Genomic DNA, 20,689 nt, shown 5'->3' on the forward strand with positions numbered 1-20,689 from the left:
CAGCCTAGACCGATGGCATCACAGGGTGCGACGGGGCAAGCGCTGATCGGCTCGGATTTTTTTGAGGCGACGCACAAAAAATCGTGCCGTCGGCGATCGACCTTTGCCGACGGCGTCCGCTGTGAGGGCCGAGGCCTCTCGCGACATGTGACCGCCCTTGCTAAAGCTACGGGTGATCCGCATTCTGCGGATCATATCCAAGGCGGAACAGACCCCCGCGGCTGGTGAATGATGAACCTTTTCACGTTCGTAGACATCGACGCGACCGACCTCGCCAAGAAGGCGGGCTTCTACCAGGACGAGGCCATCCGGTCTCCGGTCCGGATCAAGAAGAACGGCCGCCCGAAGACGGTCCTGATTTCCTATGAGGAGTTCATCCGCCTGCGCGACCGGGACCGGCAATCGTTCACGGTCGACGACATCCCCGACGACATCGCCGACGAAATTCTGGCCGCTGACGTTCCGGACGAACTGAAAGACTGACGACGACGGGATTTCGCCGGTTGATCCCGACACAGCCGCCCATTGCGGGCACGGTCGTTCGATTTTCATTCCTGTGGTCGAACGAAGACGAGCAGGGTGAGGTGGGGGGACGAAAGGACCGGCCCGCCGTCCTCGTTATCTCGAAGGACGCCGAGCGGGGAAGCTGCATCGTCGTTCCCATCACCCATCGCGAACCCGAGGGGCGGACGGTCGGCATCGAGGTTCCGGCCGCGGTGCGCATGACGCTCGGTCTGGACGATCGCCGGCAGTGGATCATCATTTCGGAAGGTAACCGGTTCGTGTGGCCGGGCCCCGATCTACGCCCGGTTCCAGACGCACAGCCGCCATCGGTGATCTACGGACGGATTCCGAGGTCGCTCTTCGTCGATGTGCTGACGCAACTTCAGACCCTGATCCGTGCCAAGCGGACAACGGTCGTCGCTCGGTAGCGTCGGAGCCCCTGAGAGCCGGGTCGCTCTTCAAGCCACCGCCCGGATCACCCGGCCGACCTTGTCCACGATCTCCCCGATCTGGTCGGCGCTCACGATCAGCGGCGGGGTCAGGGCCAGGGTGTCGCCGGCGGCGCGCACGACGATGTCGAAGTCCTCGAACCCGGCGACCATGGCCGCGTAGGCGCGGGCGCCCGGCGCGTCGGGCCGGGGCGCGAGGTCGATGGCGGCCGCCAGCCCGACGGTGCGGATGTCAAGGACGCCGGGATGGTCCTTGAGGGACATCACCGCCTCGCCGAAGGCCGGCTCCAGCCGCCTCGCCCGTCCGAACAGGTCCTCGTCGCGGTAGATGTCGAGGGTGGCGAGCGCCGCCGCGCAGGCCAGGGGATGGCCGGAATAGGTGTAGCCGTGGAACAGCTCGATGGTGCCGGGCGGGCCGGTCATCAGCGCGTCGTGGATGCGCGCGCTGGCGATGACGCCGCCCATCGGGACGGTGCCCGAGTTCACGCCCTTGGCGAAGGTGATCATGTCCGGTGTGACGCCGTAGCGTTCGGCGGCGAAGGCGGCCCCGAGGCGGCCGAAGCCGGTGATGACCTCGTCGAAGATCAGGAGGATGCCGTAGCGGTCGCAGATCGCCCGCAGGCGTTCGAGGTAGCCCTTGGGCGGCGGCAGCACGCCGGTGGAGCCGGCCATCGGCTCGACGATGACGGCGGCGACGGTGGAGGGGTCGTGGAGGGCGACGATCCGCTCGAGATCGTCGGCCAGATGCGCCCCCCATGCGGGCTCGCCGATGGTGAAGGCCTGATGCTCGCGCGAATAGGTGTGGGGCAGGTGGTCGACGCCGGGCAGGCCGAGGCCGAAGGCGCGCCGGTTGGTGACGATGCCGCCCACCGAGATGCCGCCGAAGCCGACGCCGTGGTAGCCGCGCTCGCGCCCGATCAGGCGGGTGCGTCGGCCCTCGCCCCTAGCGCCCCAATAGGCAAGCGCGATCTTGAGGGCGGTATCGACCGATTCCGATCCGGAATTGCAGAAGAACACGTGGTCGAGGTCCCCCGGCGCCAGATGCGCCAGCCGCGAGGCTAGGGTGAAGGCGCCGTCGTGCCCGAACTGGAACGGGGGCGCGTAGTCGAGGGTCGCCGCCTGGGCCTGGATCGCCGCCGTGATGGCGTCGCGGCCGTGGCCGGCGTTGCAGCACCACAGTCCGGCGATGCCGTCGAGGATCCGGCGCCCGTCGCCGCTGCGGTAGTGCATGTCCCTGGCGCCCACGATCATCCGCGGCGCCGCCTTGAAGGCGCGGTTGGCGGTGAAGGGCATCCACCAGGCGTCGAGGTCGTTGGGCCCGACAGGGGCGGCGCGCACGTCAGGATTCATGGCGGGGTTCATGTCGAGATTCATGTCGAGAATCAGGGCTCCATCGGGGTGGCGGTGTAGCCGGCCAGGGTCAGCGCCTCGGCGATACCGTCGGCGCGGGCCAGGGTCGTCACCGCGACGCGGCCGTGGTCGCGGTCCACCGCGACGTCGGCCTGCGGGTCGAGCCGGCGGATCGCCCGGGTCACCGCGGCGGCGCAGCCGTCGCAGGTCATGCCCTCGACCCGCATGAGAAGGTCCGTCCGCATCGCGTCCATCTGCTGAGCCCTCCCGGCATGTCCTCGATTACCGCCCGCGTCCGCCGTCGCCGCGACGGACGACGCAGGCGTCCCGGACGCGGGTGCCGAGCCAGCTTTGCGCCACACTTTGCGCCACACCTAGCAAAAATCGACCCAGGACCGCCGACGATACCCTTGTGGGGGCGCCGGTCCGCCGACAAGACTGGCCGATCCGCGATTCGCGGCCCGTTTCCATCGCGTCGTTTGCACGTCGTTCGCGTTCGAGGTTGAACAATCCATGGCCAGGTTCGTCGGCCGGCGCGGTGGCCCCTGGGTCTGGATGCTGCTGGGGCTGCTCGTCCTGCCGCCGCTGGCGGTGTTCGTGCCGCTGGCCGGCGCCTTCGCCCTCGCGGCCGTCGCCGTGGCGATCGGCCTGATCCTGCAGCGGCGCGCCGGCACCCTCGCCCAGCGCTGCGACAAGCTCTCGGGCGAGATCGACGTCCTGTCCAAGCGCCTCCTCGCCCTCGAGGCGGGCAGGACGGGCGATGCGGCGAAGGCCGCCGAGGTAGCAAGAGCCGAGACGGCGAGGGCCCGGACGGGCCGGGCCGAGGGCACGGCGGACCTCTCGGCCAACGTGGAGGAGGTCACGGCGGAGATCGGCCTCCTCAGCGGTATCGTGCGCGAACTCGCCGCCATCGTCGCCGCCCAGGACAGCGACCTCGCCAAGCTGAAGGCAGAGCCCCGCCCCGTACCGGTGCCGACCGCGGTGACGTCCGCCAGGGCGCAGCCGGCGCCGGCCCCGTCCGTCTCCCAGGAGATCGTGGTACCGCCCCGCGGTCCGGCCGCCGCGACGGCGGCGCCGTCGCGCGCGCCCTGGGCGCCCCGTCCCCTCGACACCGTCGAAGCACGCGGCGGCGGCGAACCCGCGGACCCGCCCCCGCCGGACCGCTCGGGCGAGCAGCGCCAGCGCGAGACCGCCCTGATCGCGGCCTTCGAGGGCGACGGGCTCGAGGTCCACCTGCAGCCCCTGGTCAGCCTGCCCCAGCGCAAGGTCGTCTCCTACGAGGCGGTGGCGCGCCTGCGCGTCTCGGGCGAGGTGCTGGCGCCGGACCTGTTCCTGCCGGTGCTCGAACGCCACGGCCGCACCACCGACCTCGACCGGCGGATGATCCAGAAAGTGGCCACCATCGGCCGCCATCTCGGCGGGCGCGGCAGCAACGCGGCGGTGGCCTATGCCCTGTCGCCGTTCTCATTGTACGAGCCGGGCTTCCTGCGCTCGCTGACCCGCCTCGTGAGCGACGGGCCGAGCCTCGCCGGGCGGCTCGTGGTGTCGCTGCCGCAGGAGAGCTGGCGCAACCTCGATGCCGAGCAGTCGGCCGCGCTCCTCGCCCTGCGTGGCCAGCTCGGCTTCACCCTCGACCGGCCGGTGGACATGCGCTTCGATCCCCTGGCCCTGGCCGACCGCGGCATCGGCCAGATCAAGATCCCCGCCGAGATGATCCTGCGTCCGGGTAGCCGCCAGGCGATGCCGGACATCGCCCTCGAAGACCTCGTCACCTCGCTCGGCCGGGCCGGCGTGCGCGTGGTGGCGGACGGCGTCGAGCGGGAGGCCGACGTGCCCGACCTCATCGACCTCGGCATTCCCCTGGCGCAGGGAGCCCTGTTCGCCCCGGCCCGGGCGGTGCGGGCCGAGGTGCTGGCAACGGCCGCCGCGCCGCAGCCGCCCGCGCCCGACGGCGAGCCGGCGCCGCAGCGGCGCCCGTTCCGGGACTTCCTGCGCCGGGCCGGCTGAACCGGGCGACGTTGATTTCGCCGGACCGGCGGCTTAACCGCTGCGGGGCGCGGGGCGTCCGGTCGGTTCGACCCGCCCGAACGGATCCGTGCCCCGATCCGTTCGATGGCCTCATCCCATGTCCCAGACCGTCCCGCCGCCTATCCCGATCCTGGCGGGCATCGCCGGCATCGCCGAGGGCGTCGACCTCATCCTGTGCGACGTCTGGGGCGTGCTGCACGACGGCACCAAGGCGCACCGCGGGGCCGGCGAGGCCCTGATCCGGTTCCGCGCGCTGCCCGCCGCCGGCCGGCCGCGCCGGGTGGTGCTGGTCTCGAACGCGCCGCGGCCCTGGCCCGGCGTCCAGGCGATCCTCGACGGCTACGGCGTGCCGCGCGAGGCCTACGACGCCATCCTGACCTCGGGCGACCTCACCTGCAGCCTGCTGGCGCGCACGCCCGGCATCCGCATCCACCACCTCGGACCCGAGCGGGACCTGACGATCTTCTCCGGGCTCGACCTGTCGCTGGTGGGGCCGCAGGAGGCCGAGGCGGTGGTCTGCACCGGCCTGTTCGACGATGCCACCGAGACGGCGGAGGATTATCGCGCGGTGCTGGCGGCCCTGCGGGCGCGGGACGTGCCGATGATCTGCGCCAACCCCGACCTCGTGGTCGAGCGCGACAAGGTGCTGATCCCCTGTGCCGGGCTCATCGCCGCCGCCTATGCCGAGATCGGCGGCGCGGTCACCTATGCCGGCAAGCCGTATCGGCCGGTCTACGAGGAGGCGCTGGCCAAGGCCGCCGCCCTCGACGGCCTGCCGCCGCCGGACCTGGGCCGGGTGCTGGCCGTGGGCGACGCGCTGCGCACGGACATCGACGGCGCGGCGCGGTTCGGCATCCCGAACCTCCTGGTGGCGCGCGGCATCCACGCCGAGGAGCTGGGGGTCACCGCCGAGCACCACACCCTCGGCGACATCGCCGGCTGGCTGGCCGCCCAGAGCGTGCGGCCGGACGCGGTCATCGACAAATTGGTCTGGTAGGCTTGCTGGTCTGGTAGACTTGCTCGTCTCGCAGGCTTGGCCGCCGCTCAATCGAACAGGGCGTCGATGGCGTCCTGCGGGGTCGCCGGCCCCTTGAGCTGCGGGCCGTTGAGGATGAGGAGTTCGTCGCGCATGCGGCGCTCCATCTCGGCCGGGTCGATGCCGGCCTCGTCGCGGGCCTTGACCGCGGTGGCGAAGCGCGACAGCCGCGTCTCGAGCTGACGCAGGGCGTCCACGACCTTGCGGATGCGCTGGCCGGTGATGTCCTGGAAGGTGCAGGCCTCGAAGATGTCGTTCATCCGCGCCTCGACGCTGGCGCGGTAGTTCCCGTCGTCGGGCAGCGACAGGATCTCCTCCGCCGCCGTCATGATGGAGTTGGTGGCGCCGGCGGTCGCCTGGACCACGCTGTCCAGCTCCTCGTGAGCCATCGGCAGGCGGTCGCGGGTGAGTTCGTTCGCCCGCAGGGCGGCGATCTCGTTGCGGACGTGGGTGATGTAGTCCGCGATGTCGACGAGCTCGCGGATCAGCGACGGCTTCGCCGAGGTCGCCGCGGGCTTCGTCGTTGCGGCACCCACAGCTTTGGGCATGGCGGGAGCCGCCATCCTCGCGTTGATTGCCCCCCCCATCGGCCCCGCTCCCATTCCGTCGTGTGTCGTCCGGTCTTAACGCGCCACCGATCCTCGACGAGGATCAGGCGCCGCAGACGGCTTCGATCTTGGTCTTGAGCGTGGCCGCGTTGAACGGCTTGACGATGTAGTTGTTCACGCCGGCCTTCTTGGCGGCGATGACGTTCTCGGTCTTCGACTCGGCGGTGACCATGATGAACGGGGTGGTGCGCAGGTTCTCGTCGGCGCGAACGTGGCGCAGCAGCTCGTAGCCGGTCATGGGCTCCATGTTCCAGTCGGAGATCACGAGGCCGTACTTGCGGTTCTTGAGGCGGGCCAGGGCCGCGGTGCCGTCGGACGCATCGTCGACCTCTTCGAAGCCGAGCTGCTTGAGGAGGTTGCGGATGATGCGGACCATCGTCTGATAGTCGTCCACCACGAGGATCGGCATGCCGAGATCGAGGGCCATGGTCTGCTCTGCTCCGTCAGTACGAGGGCCGGCGCGGCGCGCGCCCCGTCACGAGTTTCGGGGAAGCACCGCAACGGCGCCTCTTGTGACCGACAATACCGAGGACGGAATTGCGAACCGGTTAACTGCTCCGGGCGCGGGCGCGCCAAAACAGAGCGGTGGCCGCTCCGGGCGCACCCATGGCCGATGCGGCGAACGCGCCGCCGCCGCGAGGGCGTCCCGCGCTTGACCCCCATGGGGGTTTTCGACAGGTTCCGCGCCAGCCGACCCCCCTTACCCCTTCCGGACCCGATGTTGCCTGGCGACGAGACGGCCACGCCCTCCCCCGGCGCACCGATGCGGCGCGCGCCCTTCCTCGTGGTGCGCGAGGACGAGCCGGTGCCGGCCGGCCTCGGCGGGGCGGTGGCGGCGATCGGCAATTTCGACGGTGTCCATCGCGGGCACCGGGCCCTCGTCGCGGCGGTGCGCGAGACCGCGGCGGTGGACGGGCGCCCGGCCGTCGTCCTCACCTTCGAGCCGCATCCGCGGGTTTACTTCAATCCCGGCGAGACGCTGTTCCACCTCAGCGACCGCCGGGCGAAGGAGCGGATCTTCGACCGGCTCGGGCTCGATGGCCTGATCGTGCGCCGGTTCGACGCCGCCCTGGCCGGAACCGGGGCGGCGGCCTTCGTCGAGGGCCTGCTGATGCGCGACCTCGGCCTCTCGGGCGTGGTGATCGGGCACGATTTCCATTTCGGCCGTGGCCGTGAGGGCACACCGGCGATTCTCGCCGCCCTCTGCGCCGCCGCCGGCCTCGGCTGCCGGATCATCGAGGCGGTGGCGATGCCCGAGGATCCCGTGCCGGTCTCCTCCAGCGCGATCCGGACGGCCCTGGCCTCCGGCGACGTCGCCCGGGCCAACGCGCTGCTCGGCTATCGCTGGTTCGTCACCGCCGAGGTCCGCCACGGCGACAAGCGCGGGCGCACCCTCGGCTATCCCACCGCCAACATGGCGCTGGGCCCCTGCGGGCTCGCCCACGGCATCTACGCGGTCCGGGCCAAGCTCCGGGACGGGCGGGTGTGCGACGGGGTCGCGAGCTACGGCCGCCGCCCGACCTTCGACGACGGCGCACCCCTGCTCGAGGTCAACCTGTTCGACTTCTCCGGCGACCTCTACGGCCAGGAGATGACGGTGGAGTTCGTGGCCTACCTGCGTGGCGAAGAGCGGTTTTCGAGCGCCGAGGCCCTGATCGCCCGCATGGACCGCGACGCGGCCGAGGCACGGTCTCGCCTCACGGCGGACAGGCTGCCCTCGATGCTGTGACGCGGTGCGTCACGGGTGCTGAACCTGCGTCGTGATGCGGACATGGGCTTCGATCGAGCGCCGCGCGGGCTCGGTTGATACGGTTCTCACTTTATCCAGGCGGAAACCGTCTCAGAGCTGCGGCCGGTCGCCCTTGGCGGCCATGCGCGCGGCCGCCTTGCCCAGGCGCTCGCCGTCGGCGGCGCCGCTCAGGAGATAGGCCGAGCGTCCGTCGGTCCAATAGGCCGTGCCGCCGTCCTGCGAGCGGGTCACGGGGGCCGACGTGGCGTCGCCGTCCGGGCTGTGGGTGGCGAATAGCGCCAGTTCGCCGAGATCCTCGGCCTCGATCGCCACCTCGATCCCGGCCCCCGTCCGCGACGGGAACACCTGGACGTCCTTGACTGTCCATCCCGCCGGCAGCGCCGGCAGGAGGATGCCGGTGGCGGCCTCGATCCCGGCTTGGTCGTAGGCCGGCGCGAGACGCTGGGACGCGATGCGCGCGCGGATGCGGGCGGCCTCGCGGGCCTGCTGCGCATCGGCCATCAGGGCCGGGTCGATCGGCGAGGCCTGGGTGTCGGCGATGCCGAAGGCGCCGACGTCGGAATGGGCGAGCCAGCCCGCTCCCACCAGCATCGCGATGGCGGCGGCGCGGCGCAGGCGGTCGGTGAAACGCCCCCAGGCCAGGGAGCGGTCGAGGCGGCGCGCCGCCTCGCGGTTGCGCTGCGGCCCCGGCGTCGGCGGCTGGGCGAAGGCCTCGCGCAGGGCGTCGCGGTCGTGCAGCTCGGCCATCACCCGGGCGGCGACGTCGGGGTGGCGTGCCAGATGCGCCTCCACGTCGAGGCGGCGCATGATCGCGAGCTCACCGTCCACATAGGCGATGAGATCCTGCTCGGTGATCGGATCGGTGGTCGACGGCTCGGTCATGGTCTGCTCGCTCTCGCTGGTGTGGACGGGTCGCTCACGGCCGGATGTCTCGAAATCCGGCGGCGCCCCTGTCCTCGGTCCTCGCCACACTGACTGGACGGCCTGCCTCAGCCCTCGCCGGACGCCCGCCGCCCGGACGGCAAGGCCTCGTCCGGCGCCGATGCCGGCACGAGGCGCAATCGCGGCACATCGGCCTGCGCCCGTCGCGGCGCCGGCTCCGCACCGGACGCCTCGCCCGCCTCGAATGCCCTGAGCGCCGCCCGGCCGCGGCCGAGGCGCGACATCAAGGTGCCGATCGGAATACCGAGGACCACCGCCGCGTCGGCGTAGGCCATGCCCTCGATGGTCACGAGATGGAGCGCGGCACGCTGCTCCTCCGGCAGCGTCTGGAAGGCCCGGCGGATCTGGGCGAGGCGGACATGGCCTTCCTGGGCGGGCGGCGCGACCTCCTCGGTCAGCTGGACGAGGACATCGGCATGGCGGGCTTCCACGCGCTTGCGGCGCTGCTCGTCGATGAAGACGTTGTGCAGCACCGTCATCATCCAGGTGCGCAGGTTGGTGCCGGGCCTCAGGGTCGGGCGCGCCTCCAGGGCGCGGACCATGGCGTCGTGGACGAGGTCGTCCGCCTTAAGCGTGTCGCGGGTCAGCGCCCGGGCGTAGCGCCGCATCGGCACCAGCAGGTCGACGATATCGGGCTGACGGTCGGATGGTCCCATGCGCATATCCATATAGACGCGCGACCGTCCCGGCCTAATCCCCCACCTTGGGTGAATCCCCGCAACCCCCGACCCGGTGCCCGTCGTCGGCCCGACGGGTACCGGGTCTCACTGGCGGCCTCACTGGTAGGTGGCGCGAAGGTCCAGGGTGCAGGTGCGGCCGACGCCCTCGTAGCTCTCCGCGAGCCAGGCCTTGGCCGCGGCCCGGCCGGTGTCGCGCAGCCGCTCGAACATCTTCAGGCGCGCGTCGAGCCGCGAGGCGGCCGTGTAATCGTCGAGGGCACCCGTCCCGTCGATGCGATGCACCAGCACGCTCTTGTAGTCGTTGCGGCCGAGCACCCCGTCGTCGATCAGCCGGTCGACGAAATCGATCGCCCGCAATTCGCGCATCAGGTTGGCGTTGAAGGTGATCTCGTTGAGGCGGTTCTGGATCTCCTCGCGGGTCCGCGGCGTCTCGCGCCGCTCCACCGGGTTGATCTGGACCAGCACGACGTCGCGGGTCTCGGCGCCCTGGAACAGGGGATAGATCGCCGGATTGCCGAGGTAGCCGCCGTCCCAATACGGCACACCGTCGATCTCCACCGCCTGGAACACGGTGGGCAGGCAGGCGGACGCCATGAGGTGGTCGAGGCTGAGCACCTCGCGCTCGAACACCGCGAGCTTGCCCGTCCAGACGTTGGTGGCCGAGACGTAGATGGCCGATGTGGCCGCGCCGCGCAGCCGCTCGAAGTCCACGTGCTTGGCCAGAGCCTTGCGCAGCGGGTTCACGTTGAGGGGGTTGGAGACGTAGGGGCTGGTGCTCAGCGCCCGGGTCCAGAAGTCGACCACGGGGTTGTTCTTCCACAGGTCGAGGAAGCCGTTGACCACCCCGCGCTGGACCGGCCACAGGTCGCCGTCGAGGCTCACCTCGTTCCAGAACCGCGAGAGGGCCGCCCGCGCGCCGTCGGGCCCACCCTCGAGCCAGCCGTCGACCATGACGACGGCGTTCATGGCACCGGCGCTCGCCCCGCTCATGGCCTCGAAGCCGATGCGGCCGTCCTCGATCAGGGCGTCGAGCACGCCCCAGGTGAAGGCGCCGTGGGCACCGCCGCCCTGGAGGGCGAGGGACACCATCTTCTCGACCTTCGGGCCGCGCAGACCCTCGACGGGCCCGGTCGCCGGCGTCCCCGCGCGGGGTGCAGTGATGAGGTCGCCCATCGAATCGGAGATCGCCATCGCGGTCTGGCGGTCGTGCAAATCGGTCTGCGAGACGTCGTCCATCCGGAACCCCTCATATGTTGCACCGCAACATAATCGTTCGCTGCGCAGCGACAACACGGGATCGCCATGGCGGTTCCGCAGCCCTGCCCTGCGAGCGGGCGGGGGCGGCGACCACCCGACGGCACCGCGAAACCTCGACCACACGCCAAACTCGACAACGCGCCAAGGATGCGACATGGGTTTCGCCACGGGACGGCCACGGCGGGCCGCGACCGCGCTCGACCCTGGCATGCGCCCATCGGAGGGCGGCCATGGCTTGACGCCGGGACGCGGCCGTCTCAGCTGACCCGTGGGAGCGCGTGGGAGCGCGTGGGACCGCGACCGCCCTTCGCCACTGCGAAGGGATTTCGGGGTTTCCGCGACACCGGGGGGCTCCTGTCTGCAACGGCAGGGTCCGAAGCGGCGGGTCTCACCACGTTCCCAAGGTCCACGATGAACGCCTCCGAGAGACAGACCATGGAAGCCTCGGCCGTCACGACCCAGCCTGAAGGCACTTTTCCCACCGGGACGGGGCCGGAGATCGCCGGCCCGTCGCCGCGCCACCGCACCGTCGGCGTCACCGTCGGCACGGGCGAAGGCGCGGTCACCGTCGGCGGGGGCGCCCCCATCGTCGTCCAGTCGATGACCAACACCGACACCGCCGACATCGACGGCACCGTCGCCCAGGTCGCGCAGCTGGCGCGCGCCGGCTCGGAGCTGGTGCGCATCACCGTCGACCGCGACGAGGCCGCCGCGGCGGTGCCCAAGATCCGCGAGCGCCTGGACCGAATCGGCGTCCACGTGCCGCTGGTGGGCGACTTCCATTACATCGGCCACAAGCTCCTGTCCGACCATCCCGCCTGCGCCGAGGCGCTGGCCAAGTACCGGATCAACCCGGGCAACGTCGGGTTCAAGGAGAAGAAGGACGTCCAGTTCTCGACGATCATCGAGCAGGCGATCCGCTACGGGAAGACGGTGCGCATCGGCGCCAACTGGGGCTCGCTCGACGAAGCGCTGCTGACGCACCTCATGGACGAGAACGCCAAGCTGCCCCGGCCCATCGACGCCCGCGCGGTGATGCGCGAGGCGATGGTGCAATCGGCCCTCACCTCGGCCGAGCGTGCCGTGGAACTCGGCCTGCCCAAGGACCGCATCATCCTCTCGGCCAAGGTCTCGGCGGTGCAGGACCTCATCGCCGTCTACCGCGAGGTCGCCCGCCGCTCGGACTACGCCATCCACCTCGGGCTGACCGAGGCCGGCATGGGCTCGAAGGGCCTGGTCGCGGCCTCGGCCGCCATCGGCGTGCTGCTGCAGGAAGGCATCGGCGACACCATCCGCTATTCGCTCACCCCGGAGCCGGGCGGCGACCGGACCGTCGAGGTCAAGGCGTCCCAGGAACTCCTGCAGACCATGGGGTTCCGCACCTTCGTGCCCCTGGTGGCGGCCTGCCCGGGCTGCGGGCGCACCACCTCGACGACGTTCCAGGAACTCGCCCGCGACATCCAGAACTGGATCGTCACCTCGATGCCGGAGTGGAAGAAGCGCTATCCGGGCGTCGAGGGCCTCAACGTCGCGGTGATGGGCTGCATCGTCAACGGACCGGGCGAATCCAAGCACGCCGACATCGGCATCTCGCTGCCCGGCACCGGCGAGACCCCCACCGCCCCGGTCTTCATCGACGGCAAGAAGGCGATGACCCTGCGCGGGGCGACGCTGGCCAAGGATTTCGAGACCGTGGTGATCGAGTACATCGAACGCCGGTTCGGCTCCGGTGCGCGGAGCGCGGCCGAATAGGGCAGCGGACGTGCCGATCCGCGACCCTGTCGTTCCGGCGCCACCGACCCCTCGGTCGTCACATCGCATGACTGCATCTACCGGCCGACGACGCCACGCCCGGCCGGCGGTCGTTCGTGCGCGACACGAACCCGCGTCGGTCCGGTCCGTCGACGGCCGACTTCCTGCAAGCCCGTGTCCTGCGAACGCACGTGCTGCGGGCCGATCTCTCGCAGGCCAGAGCCTGGATTTCCGAACATGACGCAACCCGACGCCCCGAGCCCAGCGGCCGCTCCCCCCGACGCGGCGGGCCGCGGCGCCGTCGACCCGGTGGAGACGCAGCGCGAGCACGTGCCGACGCCGTTCTGGACCCTCGTCGTCGGCTCGGTCGGCGTCGTCTACGGCGATATCGGCACCAGCCCGCTCTACGCCTTCCGCGAAGCCCTCGGCCCGGCCCGCGCCGACGGCGTCCTGCTGGAGGAGGAGGTGCTCGGCACCACGTCGCTGATCCTGTGGGCGCTGGTCCTGATCGTGACGATCAAATACGTCGTCATCCTGCTGCGCATGGACAACAACGGCGAGGGCGGCATCCTTTCGCTGATGGCGCTGGCCCGCAAGGCGCTCGGCGGGTCGACCCTGGTCTTCGTCCTGGGCCTGCTCGGCGCATCGCTGTTCTACGGCGACGCGGTCATCACGCCGGCGATCTCGGTGCTCTCGGCCGTGGAGGGCATCAAGCTCATCACCCCCGCCTTCGAGCATTACGTCCTGCCGATCACCATCGTGATCATCGTCGCCCTGTTCCTGGTCCAGAGCCGGGGCACCAGCAAGGTGGCGGCCTTCTTCGGACCGATCATGGTGGTGTGGTTCCTGGCGCTCGGTCTCGCCGCCGTACCGCATATCGCGGCCAACCCGGGCGTCTTCGCCGCCTTCAATCCCTGGTACGCGGTCCATTACCTCCTCGGGCACGGCACCGGGGCGCTGGTGGCGCTGGGCGCGGTGTTCCTGGCGGTGACGGGGGCGGAGGCGCTGTTCGCCGACCTCGGCCATTTCGGGCGCCGCCCGATCCAGGTGGCCTGGCTCGGCCTCGTGGGGCCCTGCCTGATCCTGAACTACCTCGGCCAGACCGCCCTGGTGCTGGCCAAGCCCGACACCGCCGACCCGTTCTATCAGCTCGTCCCGGAATGGGGGCTGATCCCGATGGTGATCCTGGCGACGCTCGCCACCGTCACGGCGAGCCAGGCGGTGATCACCGGCGCGTTCTCGCTGTCGCGCCAGGCGATCCAGCTCGGCCTCCTGCCCCGGCTCGAGATCCGCCACACCTCGGAATCGCATTCGGGCCAGATCTTCCTGCCGCAGGTGAACCTGCTGCTGCTGCTCGGGGTCGTGGTCCTGGCCGTGCTGTTCCGCTCCTCCTCGGCGCTCGCCTCCGCCTACGGCATCGCGGTCACCGGCACGATGCTGCTCACGGCGAGCATGGCCTACGTGGTGCTGTGGAAGGTCTGGAAGCTGTCGCCGATCGCGGCGGCGGCGGCGATCATGCCGTTCATCGTGATCGAGTTCCTGTTCCTGCTCTCGAACCTGCTCAAGGTGTTCGAGGGCGGCTACGTCCCGCTGGTGCTCGCGGCCGGGCTCATCATCGTGATGTGGACCTGGGTGCGCGGCGTCGGCATCCTCGTCAGGAAGACCCGCAAGACCGACGTGCCGCTGGTCGAGCTCGTGGCGATGCTGGAGAAGAGCCCGCCGCACCATGTCCGCGGCACCGCGATCTTCCTCACGAGCGACCCCGAGATCGCCCCGGCCGCCCTGCTGCACAACCTCAAGCACAACAAGGTTCTGCACGAGAAGAACGTCATCCTCACGGTGCAGACGGTGGACACCCCCCGCTCGGGGGAGGCCGACCGCAGCCGCATCGAGCCGATCGGGCCGCATTTCTCCAAGATCGTCATGAAGTTCGGCTACATGGAGACGCCCAACATCCCCCGCGCGCTGGCGCAACTGCGCAAGCAGGGCTTCAAGTTCGACATCATGTCGACGTCGTTCTTCCTGTCGCGCCGCTCGATCCGCCCGGCCGCCCACTCGGGCATGCCGCTCTGGCAGGACCGGATCTTCATCACGCTCGCCAAGAACGCCAACGATGCCACGGACTTCTTCCAGATCCCCACCGGACGGGTGGTGGAGGTGGGAACCCAGGTGACGGTGTGAGCGGGGGCGAAAGCACTTCGCCTCGGGAAAAGCACTTCGCGTCGGACACGTCCGCCGGCACGCATCGCCGAACCTCGTCCCGGCTGGCTCAAACCATTTCCGGTTGATCACGTCGTGATGCGGACATGGGCTTTGCTCAGGCGCCGCGCGGGCTCGGTGATACGGTTCCACGCTTGATTCAAGCGGACACCGTATCACCCCCCTCATCCTGAGCGCCGAGCCCGAAGCGAAGGCCTATACGAAGCGCGGCAGAACCCGCGGCGATCCCTGGAGCCCTCCTTCGAGGCCCGCCGACGCGGGCCCCTCAGGACGAGGGAGCGGGTCCGAATGATCCGGAATCCAACCGGCTTCGTGGGAGCGCGAAGGCCCGCCCCTCACGCCGCCGCGGACAGCGACATCGATTCCTTCTTCATCAGCTCGCGGTAGAACCCGTCGAGATGGGTGAGCTTGTCGGGCGAGCCGTCCTGGACGATGCGGCCGCCCTCCAGCACCACGATCCGGTCGAAGTCCTTCAGGGTCGAGAGCCGGTGGGCGATGGCGATGACGGTGCGGCCCTTCATGAGGTTGGCGAGCGCGTGGCGGATGGCCTCCTCCGATTCGGCGTCCAGTGCCGAGGTCGCCTCGTCGAGGAGCAGGATCGGCGAATCCTTGAGGATCGCGCGCGCGATGGCGATGCGCTGGCGCTGCCCCCCTGAGAGCTTCACGCCGCGGTCGCCGACGATGGTGTCGAAGCCCTCGGGGAGGGCGTTGATGAAGTCGGTGCAATGGGCCGCATCGGCGGCCTTCCACACGTCCTCGTCGGAGGCGTCGGGCCGGCCGTAGCGGATGTTCTCGCGCAGGGTGCGGTGGAACATCGACACGTCCTGGGGCACCACGGTGATCGCCTCGCGCAGGGAATCCTGCGTCACCCGGTTGATCTCCTGGCCGTTGATCAGGATGCGCCCGCCCTGGACCTCGTAGAACCGCTGCAGCAGCGAGAAGATCGTCGACTTGCCGCCGCCCGACTTGCCGACGAGGCCGATGCGCTGGCCCGGCTCGATGACGAGGTCGAAGTCCGTGAACACGGCGCGGCCGTCGGGATAGGCGAAGGCGACGTGGTCGAAGGTGAGTTCGGCGCCGGTGGTGCCGGCGAGCGGCGTCGCCTCCGGGTGGTCGATGAGGTCGTGCGGCTGCAGCAGGGTGTGCAGGGCTTCCGACAGGCGGGCGGTGTGCTGGGTCGCGTCGACGAGCGCCACCGCGAGGTCGCGGGTGGCGGCCAGGATGCGGATGCCGAGCGTGCACACCAGCACGACCTGACCGTTGGTGGCGTCGCCCGCCTCCCACATCTTGATCGCCCAGTAGAGCAGGCCGAGCACGGCGAAGACCGTGAGGACGGCGTGAACGATGCGCAGCTTCTCGAGGTAGAGCAGCGACGAGCGCCGCGAGCGCATCTCGACGCCGATGGTGCCGTCGAAGCGGGTGTACTCGCGCTTGAACGCCGAGAAGGCCCGCACCAGGGGCATGTTGCCGACGAGGTCCACCATCTCGCCGTCGACGCTGGCGGCCTTGGCGGCGAAGTCGTGGTGCAGCGGCCGGCCTGCGGCGGCCATCTTGAACATCAGGACGACGACGGCGGCGAAGATGCCGGCGAGCACGGCCGCCATCGTGAGGTTGACGGTGGCGATGTAGACGATCGACAGGGTCGCCGCGACGCAGGGCGGCATCACGTTGAACACGAACATGTTCTCGACCGTGAAGATCGCGTTCGAGGTCGCGGTGATGCGCGAGGCCAGGGTGCCGGGCTGGCGGTCGGCGAAGAAGGTCGGCGAATGCCCGGTCATGTGCCGGAACAGGTCGCGGCGGATGTCGCCGGTGACGCCGACGAAGGTGAAGGAGCCCACCAGGCTCGCCACCCGCCAGAGCAGGTTGTCGGCGGCGATGAAGAGGATGAGGATGCCCAGCGCGCCCCAGATCAGGCCGGACTGCGGCCCCTTGCTCAGCGCGTCGACCACGCCCTTCAGGGCGTAGTCCGTGCTGACCGAGAAGCCGACGGCGCCCAGCACCGCGAGGAGGATCACCACATGCGGCAGGGCGCGGCGCTTGAGGTAGCGCCCGACGAAGGCGAAGGGCCGGTCGGAATAGGCGCAGAGGTCTTCCGTCATGGTGACCATCCCGGATGGTTCAAGTGGACCCCGACACGGGCCTGGGGCTCGGGTGCTGGGGGCGACACATGAGCTTCAGCCCATGGTCGCAACGCGGACTACCCGCAAGTGTTGCAAGCTGCGGTCAAGCTAGATTATTTTTTACCGGTATCGGCTCGGACGGACCCGGTACGTCGGGCGCCGGCAGGCACCGTGCCGCTCCGGCCCGGCCTGCGATGGCGTCTCGGTGTTCGCGCATGGTCCCTCCCAAAGGCCGTCGTCCGGTTTCCGATTTGGTGCCGCGTCCTCACGCCAGCGGGTCGCGGCGGGTCTCGGGCATGATGAGCGCCAGGAGCGCGAAGCCGGCGAAGCCGACGATGGCCAGGCCCAGGAACGCACTCTGGCTCCCGAGCTTGTCCGCCATCACGCCGGCCAGCGAGGTCGAGAGTGCCGCGCCGATTCCCATCGCGGTGCCCACGGCCCCGAGCGCCATGTTGAAGCGCCCGGTATACCGCGTGGCGTCCGAGACGACGAGGGGGACCATCACACCGAACACCGCCGCCGAGACGCCATCCAACACCTGGATCGCCACCAGGAGCTCCGGGCTCTCGGTATAGGCGAACAGCAGGCCGCGGATCGGCAGGGCGGCAAAGCCGATGAGGAGAAGCGGGCGGCGCCCCCAGCGCTCGGCGGCGCGCCCCACCGCCGGGCCGGTGAGGGCCAGGACGACCTGGGGCACCACGATGCAGGCGGCGATGAGCGCGGTGGCGGTCTCGCTGGCGCGCAGGGTGAGCATGCTGCCCACCAGCGGCAGCATCGCCGCGTTGGCGAGGAAGAACAGCGTCATGCACGCGGCAAAGCACATCAGCGCGCGATTGGTGAGAAGGGCGCGGATGCCGCCCCCGGGCGCTTCGCCCGTCCCGCCCTCGGCCGCCTCGCGCGCCCCCGCCTCGGCCCGGCCCGCCGCGGGCGGCCGGATGTGGGAGAGGCAGATCAGCGTCGGAATCATCAGCGCGGCGGTGAAGTAGAACACCGCGTCGTTGGAGATGTAGTAGCCGCAGGCACCCATCACGGCGGCGGCCACCGCATTGCCCAGCGCCGAGAAGCTGGCGTTGCGCCCCAGGCGCTCGCCGGCCCTGGCGTGGCCGACGAGGCCGATGCTGATCGCGGCGATGGCGGGCGTGAGGATGCAGCTCGCCGCCGAATGGACGGCCATGGCCAGGAGCACGATGAGGAAGTTCGGCCACATCGCCAGCGCGAAGGCGCTGGCGGCGATGGCCACCACCGAGACGCCCGCCGAGAACCGGCGGGAGCGCACGGCGTCGACGAAGGCGCCGCCGGGCACCTGGCCGAGCAGGCTCACGAGGCTGCCCACCGTCAGCGCGAAGCCGATGTCGGACTGGGTCCACTGCGCCTGGGTGAAATAGACCGCCAGGAAAGGGCCGAACCCGGTCTGGAGGTTGGCGACGAAGAAGGTGAAGCCGTCGAGGCCCCGGCTGCTCGCGCGTGCGATCGCGGTCATGTCGGGGGAGGTCTCCGCTGCCGTGTCGGCCGGCGTGGCCCGTCGGGTGAGGGGGCGCGGCCGAAGCTCGGCCCGCGGCACGTCCCGCGGCGGTGCCGGGCGGCGGTGGTGCGACCGGGGAACCGTCATGGTTCCGTGGACTTCTCGGGCGGCTTGTCCGGTGCCGGATTCGCTGGCGGCGTCGGGGGGACGGGCGCCGGGGCGGGAGCGGTCTGGGCCGCCGGTGCGGGTGCGGGCGGCGTCGGCGGCTGGGCGGGCGGTTGTGAAGCCGGCGGCTGCGAGGGTGCGGCCGAGGCCGGCCGGGACGCCTGGTCGGCCTCGGCCGGAACGCTCGGGCTCGCCGGACCGAGCACGACGATGGGATCGCCCGGCTTGTATTCGGGCGAGACCCGGACCTGGTTGCGGGTGAGCTGGATCACCGGCCGGCCGGGCTTGCCCTCCTGGTTGAAGCGCAGGGCCCGCCAGTCCACGGCGATCTTGCGCGAACCGACCCCGAGGAAGCCGCCGAAGTCGATGATGGCGGCGCGCGGCCGCCCGTCCTTGTCGAGGACGATGTCGATGATGCGGCCCATGTCCTCGCCGGCGGCGTTGCGCACGCCCTTGCCGAGGATGCCCTCGTAATCCTGGGTGTCGAGCACCGTGGCCGGGGTTCCGGCGGGCAGGACGGAACCCGGCGGTGATGGCGGCGGCGCGGGAGCCGGACCGTTGCCGGGTCCCGCCTGCACGGGCGGCGGCGGCGGGCCGGCCTCCGGCGCGGCCGGCTGGGCCTGCGCGGTGCCTCCCGTGGTCGGCGGATCGTCGGCGGCCGAGGCGGCGGCGGCCCATACGGTGATCGTCGCGGCGGCGATCGTCCGGACAGTTCTGAGCACGACAAAGGTCCTCGATCAGGCGTCGCGCCGGCCTCGCGCACGACAGCGGCCGGTCCGGCGTGGTCCCGCGAGAGGGCGGGGCCGACGTCATTGCGCAAGGACCTAGGCGAAGTTGTGGATGGAAGCGAGCGCCGGTCTCGGCTCACGCCGGGCAAGATCCAGGCCGGGCGCCGTCACGGGCAGCCCTTCTCAAGGGGCAGCCCTTCTCAAGGAGGGAGTCCTTCGCAACCGGGCCGGGCATCTGGTTTTCGGGCAAGGCCCGGCGTAGAGAGGCCGCACACGGTCGCGTCACGCGGCCGGATCGAGAGGGCCGCCTCTTGCCGGTCGCACCGGCGAGCCGGCACCGCGTTTCCAGGATTTTCGTCGATGTCCCACGCCGCCAGAACCAGCCGCTCCCTCTCGTCCGCGATCCTCGCGGCGGCCCTGCTCGGCGGCTGTCAGGCGCTGGGCGGCGGCGGCGGCGTGATGCCGGTGAGCGAGGTCGGGCCGCCGCCCTCGATGCGCAGCGCCCTGCCCGACCGCACCGCGCGGGCGGCCGAGGTCGATCCCGACGGCGTGCCGCTCCAGACCCGGCCGACGCGCCAGATCGCCCTGCCCAAGACCGCGGCCGGCGCCGGGGGCCGGACCGCGGCCCAGGAGCGCCGCATCAACCGCGAGGAGATCGACGTCACGGACGAGACCCGCAGCAGCTCCGGCGGGCTCGCACCGCAGATCAATCCCGGCGGCGGCGTGGGCCTCGGCGGCAAGTTCTGAGGGCTATCCGTCCAGGCCGCCCCGTCGACGGCCCGCCGACCCAACCCGGAGGACGCCATGATCCTGAAAGACAAGACCGCCGTCGTCACCGGCTCCACCAGCGGCATCGGCCTCGCCTATGCGCGCGCCTTCGCCAAGGAGGGCGCCAACGTCGTCATCAACGGCTTCGGCAAACCCGAAGACATCGAGAAGGAGCGCGCCGGGATCGAGGCGGAGTTCGGGGTCAAGGCGGCCTATTCGCCGGCCGACCTCACCAAGCCGGACGAGATCGCCGGCTTGATCGAACTGGGCGAACGCAGCTTCGGCTCGGTCGACGTGCTCGTGAACAATGCCGGCGTGCAGTTCGTCTCGCCGATCGAGGATTTTCCGCCCGAGAAGTGGGAGCAGATCATCGCCCTCAACCTCTCGTCGGCCTTCTACACCATGCGGGCGGCGATTCCCGGCATGAAGGCGAGGAAGTGGGGGCGGATCATCAACACCGCCTCGGCGCACTCGCTCGTGGCCTCGCCCTTCAAGTCCGCCTACGTGGCGGCCAAGCACGGCATCGCCGGGCTGACGAAGTCGGCGGCGCTGGAACTCGCGACCTTCGGCATCACGGTCAACTGCATCTCGCCGGGCTACGTCTGGACGCCGCTCGTCGAGGCGCAGATCCCCGACACGATGAAGGCGCGCGGTCTCACCAAGGAGCAGGTGATGAACGACGTGCTCCTGGCGGCACAGCCGACCAAGGAGTTCGTCACCGTCGACCAGGTCGCGGCCCTGGCGGTGTTCCTGTGCTCGGACGCGGCGAGCCAGATGACCGGTGCCAACCTCGCCATGGACGGCGGCTGGACCGCCCAGTGACGATCGGAATCGGTGCGGCCGCGAACGACGGCCGCACCGTCGTCG

General features: G+C 70.7%; 19 protein-coding genes. 9 read left to right on the plus strand and 10 right to left on the minus strand.

Going from position 1 to position 20,689, the window contains the following annotated elements; translation table 11 throughout:
* Nucleotides 1–228 precede the first annotated feature (228 nt).
* Nucleotides 229–483 carry a hypothetical protein gene (locus tag ASG40_RS14875; RefSeq protein WP_055887250.1) on the plus strand — a complete coding sequence of 85 codons (255 nt, stop codon included), beginning with the start codon at nt 229–231 and terminating at the stop codon, nt 481–483.
* A gap of 20 nt (nt 484–503) precedes the next feature.
* Nucleotides 504–932 (plus strand): hypothetical protein, encoded by a 429-nt coding sequence (locus ASG40_RS14880; RefSeq protein WP_082524090.1) that lies wholly within the window; start codon nt 504–506, stop codon nt 930–932.
* A gap of 30 nt (nt 933–962) precedes the next feature.
* Here ASG40_RS14880 and ASG40_RS14885 read toward each other — a convergent pair whose 3' ends face one another.
* Both ASG40_RS14885 and ASG40_RS14890 read right to left on the minus strand, forming a co-directional pair.
* Complete coding sequence (locus ASG40_RS14885; protein WP_055887256.1) at nt 963–2,327, minus strand: aspartate aminotransferase family protein; 1,365 nt, start codon at nt 2,325–2,327, stop codon at nt 963–965.
* Between the two features lie 8 nt (nt 2,328–2,335).
* Nucleotides 2,336–2,557 carry a heavy-metal-associated domain-containing protein gene (locus tag ASG40_RS14890; protein WP_055887260.1) on the minus strand — a complete coding sequence of 74 codons (222 nt, stop codon included), beginning with the start codon at nt 2,555–2,557 and terminating at the stop codon, nt 2,336–2,338.
* Between the two features lie 259 nt (nt 2,558–2,816).
* Between ASG40_RS14890 and ASG40_RS14895 the strand changes: the two genes are divergently transcribed.
* Together ASG40_RS14895 and ASG40_RS14900 are read left to right on the plus strand one after the other, a co-directional pair.
* Nucleotides 2,817–4,310: an EAL domain-containing protein gene (locus tag ASG40_RS14895; RefSeq protein ID WP_055887263.1), complete on the plus strand. Its 1,494-nt coding sequence runs from the start codon at nt 2,817–2,819 to the stop codon at nt 4,308–4,310.
* Between the two features lie 118 nt (nt 4,311–4,428).
* Nucleotides 4,429–5,328 (plus strand): TIGR01459 family HAD-type hydrolase, encoded by a 900-nt coding sequence (locus ASG40_RS14900; RefSeq protein WP_055887266.1) that lies wholly within the window; start codon nt 4,429–4,431, stop codon nt 5,326–5,328.
* A gap of 47 nt (nt 5,329–5,375) precedes the next feature.
* Here the strand turns inward: ASG40_RS14900 and ASG40_RS14905 are convergent, their stop codons facing one another.
* The gene (locus tag ASG40_RS14905) at nt 5,376–5,915 is read right to left on the minus strand and encodes a protein phosphatase CheZ (RefSeq protein WP_055887468.1); all 540 of its coding nucleotides are present in this window, start codon (nt 5,913–5,915) and stop codon (nt 5,376–5,378) included.
* A gap of 103 nt (nt 5,916–6,018) precedes the next feature.
* Nucleotides 6,019–6,402 carry a response regulator gene (locus ASG40_RS14910; RefSeq protein WP_055887268.1) on the minus strand — a complete coding sequence of 128 codons (384 nt, stop codon included), beginning with the start codon at nt 6,400–6,402 and terminating at the stop codon, nt 6,019–6,021.
* Between the two features lie 291 nt (nt 6,403–6,693).
* Here ASG40_RS14910 and ASG40_RS14915 point away from each other — a divergent pair, with 291 nt between their 5' ends.
* Nucleotides 6,694–7,704, plus strand: coding sequence for a bifunctional riboflavin kinase/FAD synthetase (locus ASG40_RS14915; RefSeq protein WP_055887271.1), 1,011 nt, complete (start codon nt 6,694–6,696; stop codon nt 7,702–7,704).
* Nucleotides 7,705–7,815: 111 nt separating this feature from the next.
* On the opposite strand, the gene ASG40_RS14920 is transcribed toward ASG40_RS14915, so the two are convergent.
* From ASG40_RS14920 to ASG40_RS14930, 3 genes are all read right to left on the minus strand, one after another.
* Nucleotides 7,816–8,607, minus strand: a complete 792-nt coding sequence (locus tag ASG40_RS14920; RefSeq protein ID WP_055887274.1) for an anti-sigma factor family protein — start codon at nt 8,605–8,607, stop codon at nt 7,816–7,818.
* Between the two features lie 107 nt (nt 8,608–8,714).
* The gene (locus ASG40_RS14925) at nt 8,715–9,323 is read right to left on the minus strand and encodes a sigma-70 family RNA polymerase sigma factor (protein ID WP_055887276.1); all 609 of its coding nucleotides are present in this window, start codon (nt 9,321–9,323) and stop codon (nt 8,715–8,717) included.
* Nucleotides 9,324–9,443: 120 nt separating this feature from the next.
* On the minus strand, nt 9,444–10,583 hold the full coding sequence (locus ASG40_RS14930) for a patatin-like phospholipase family protein (RefSeq protein WP_443136619.1): 1,140 nt from the start codon (nt 10,581–10,583) through the stop codon (nt 9,444–9,446).
* Nucleotides 10,584–11,039: 456 nt separating this feature from the next.
* On the opposite strand from ASG40_RS14930, the gene ispG reads away from it, so the two are divergent.
* Nucleotides 11,040–12,356, plus strand: a complete 1,317-nt coding sequence (gene ispG / locus ASG40_RS14935) for a flavodoxin-dependent (E)-4-hydroxy-3-methylbut-2-enyl-diphosphate synthase (protein ID WP_055887278.1) — start codon at nt 11,040–11,042, stop codon at nt 12,354–12,356.
* A 237-nt stretch (nt 12,357–12,593) separates the two neighbouring features.
* Nucleotides 12,594–14,537 carry a potassium transporter Kup gene (locus ASG40_RS14940; protein WP_055887281.1) on the plus strand — a complete coding sequence of 648 codons (1,944 nt, stop codon included), beginning with the start codon at nt 12,594–12,596 and terminating at the stop codon, nt 14,535–14,537.
* 374 nt (nt 14,538–14,911) lie between these two features.
* Here the strand turns inward: ASG40_RS14940 and ASG40_RS14945 are convergent, their stop codons facing one another.
* The 3 genes from ASG40_RS14945 to ASG40_RS14955 all read right to left on the minus strand — a co-directional run bounded on the left by ASG40_RS14945 (nt 14,912) and on the right by ASG40_RS14955 (nt 19,048).
* Nucleotides 14,912–16,687 (minus strand): ABC transporter ATP-binding protein, encoded by a 1,776-nt coding sequence (locus ASG40_RS14945; protein ID WP_200938180.1) that lies wholly within the window; start codon nt 16,685–16,687, stop codon nt 14,912–14,914.
* A 277-nt stretch (nt 16,688–16,964) separates the two neighbouring features.
* The gene (locus tag ASG40_RS14950; protein WP_055887284.1) at nt 16,965–18,308 is read right to left on the minus strand and encodes an MFS transporter; all 1,344 of its coding nucleotides are present in this window, start codon (nt 18,306–18,308) and stop codon (nt 16,965–16,967) included.
* Entirely contained in the window at nt 18,305–19,048 is a 744-nt protein-coding gene (locus tag ASG40_RS14955) for a PRC-barrel domain-containing protein (protein ID WP_055887287.1), read from the minus strand. Before ASG40_RS14955 ends, ASG40_RS14950 begins: the two co-directional genes overlap by 4 nt.
* A gap of 366 nt (nt 19,049–19,414) precedes the next feature.
* Between ASG40_RS14955 and ASG40_RS14960 the strand changes: the two genes are divergently transcribed.
* Both ASG40_RS14960 and ASG40_RS14965 read left to right on the plus strand, forming a co-directional pair.
* Nucleotides 19,415–19,801 carry a hypothetical protein gene (locus ASG40_RS14960; RefSeq protein ID WP_055887290.1) on the plus strand — a complete coding sequence of 129 codons (387 nt, stop codon included), beginning with the start codon at nt 19,415–19,417 and terminating at the stop codon, nt 19,799–19,801.
* A gap of 57 nt (nt 19,802–19,858) precedes the next feature.
* Nucleotides 19,859–20,644, plus strand: a complete 786-nt coding sequence (locus ASG40_RS14965; RefSeq protein ID WP_055887293.1) for a 3-hydroxybutyrate dehydrogenase — start codon at nt 19,859–19,861, stop codon at nt 20,642–20,644.
* Nucleotides 20,645–20,689: the final 45 nt, after the last annotated feature.

Origin of the sequence: Methylobacterium sp. Leaf399, from assembly GCF_001424525.1 — a bacterium.
Lineage (GTDB): Bacteria > Pseudomonadota > Alphaproteobacteria > Rhizobiales > Beijerinckiaceae > Methylobacterium.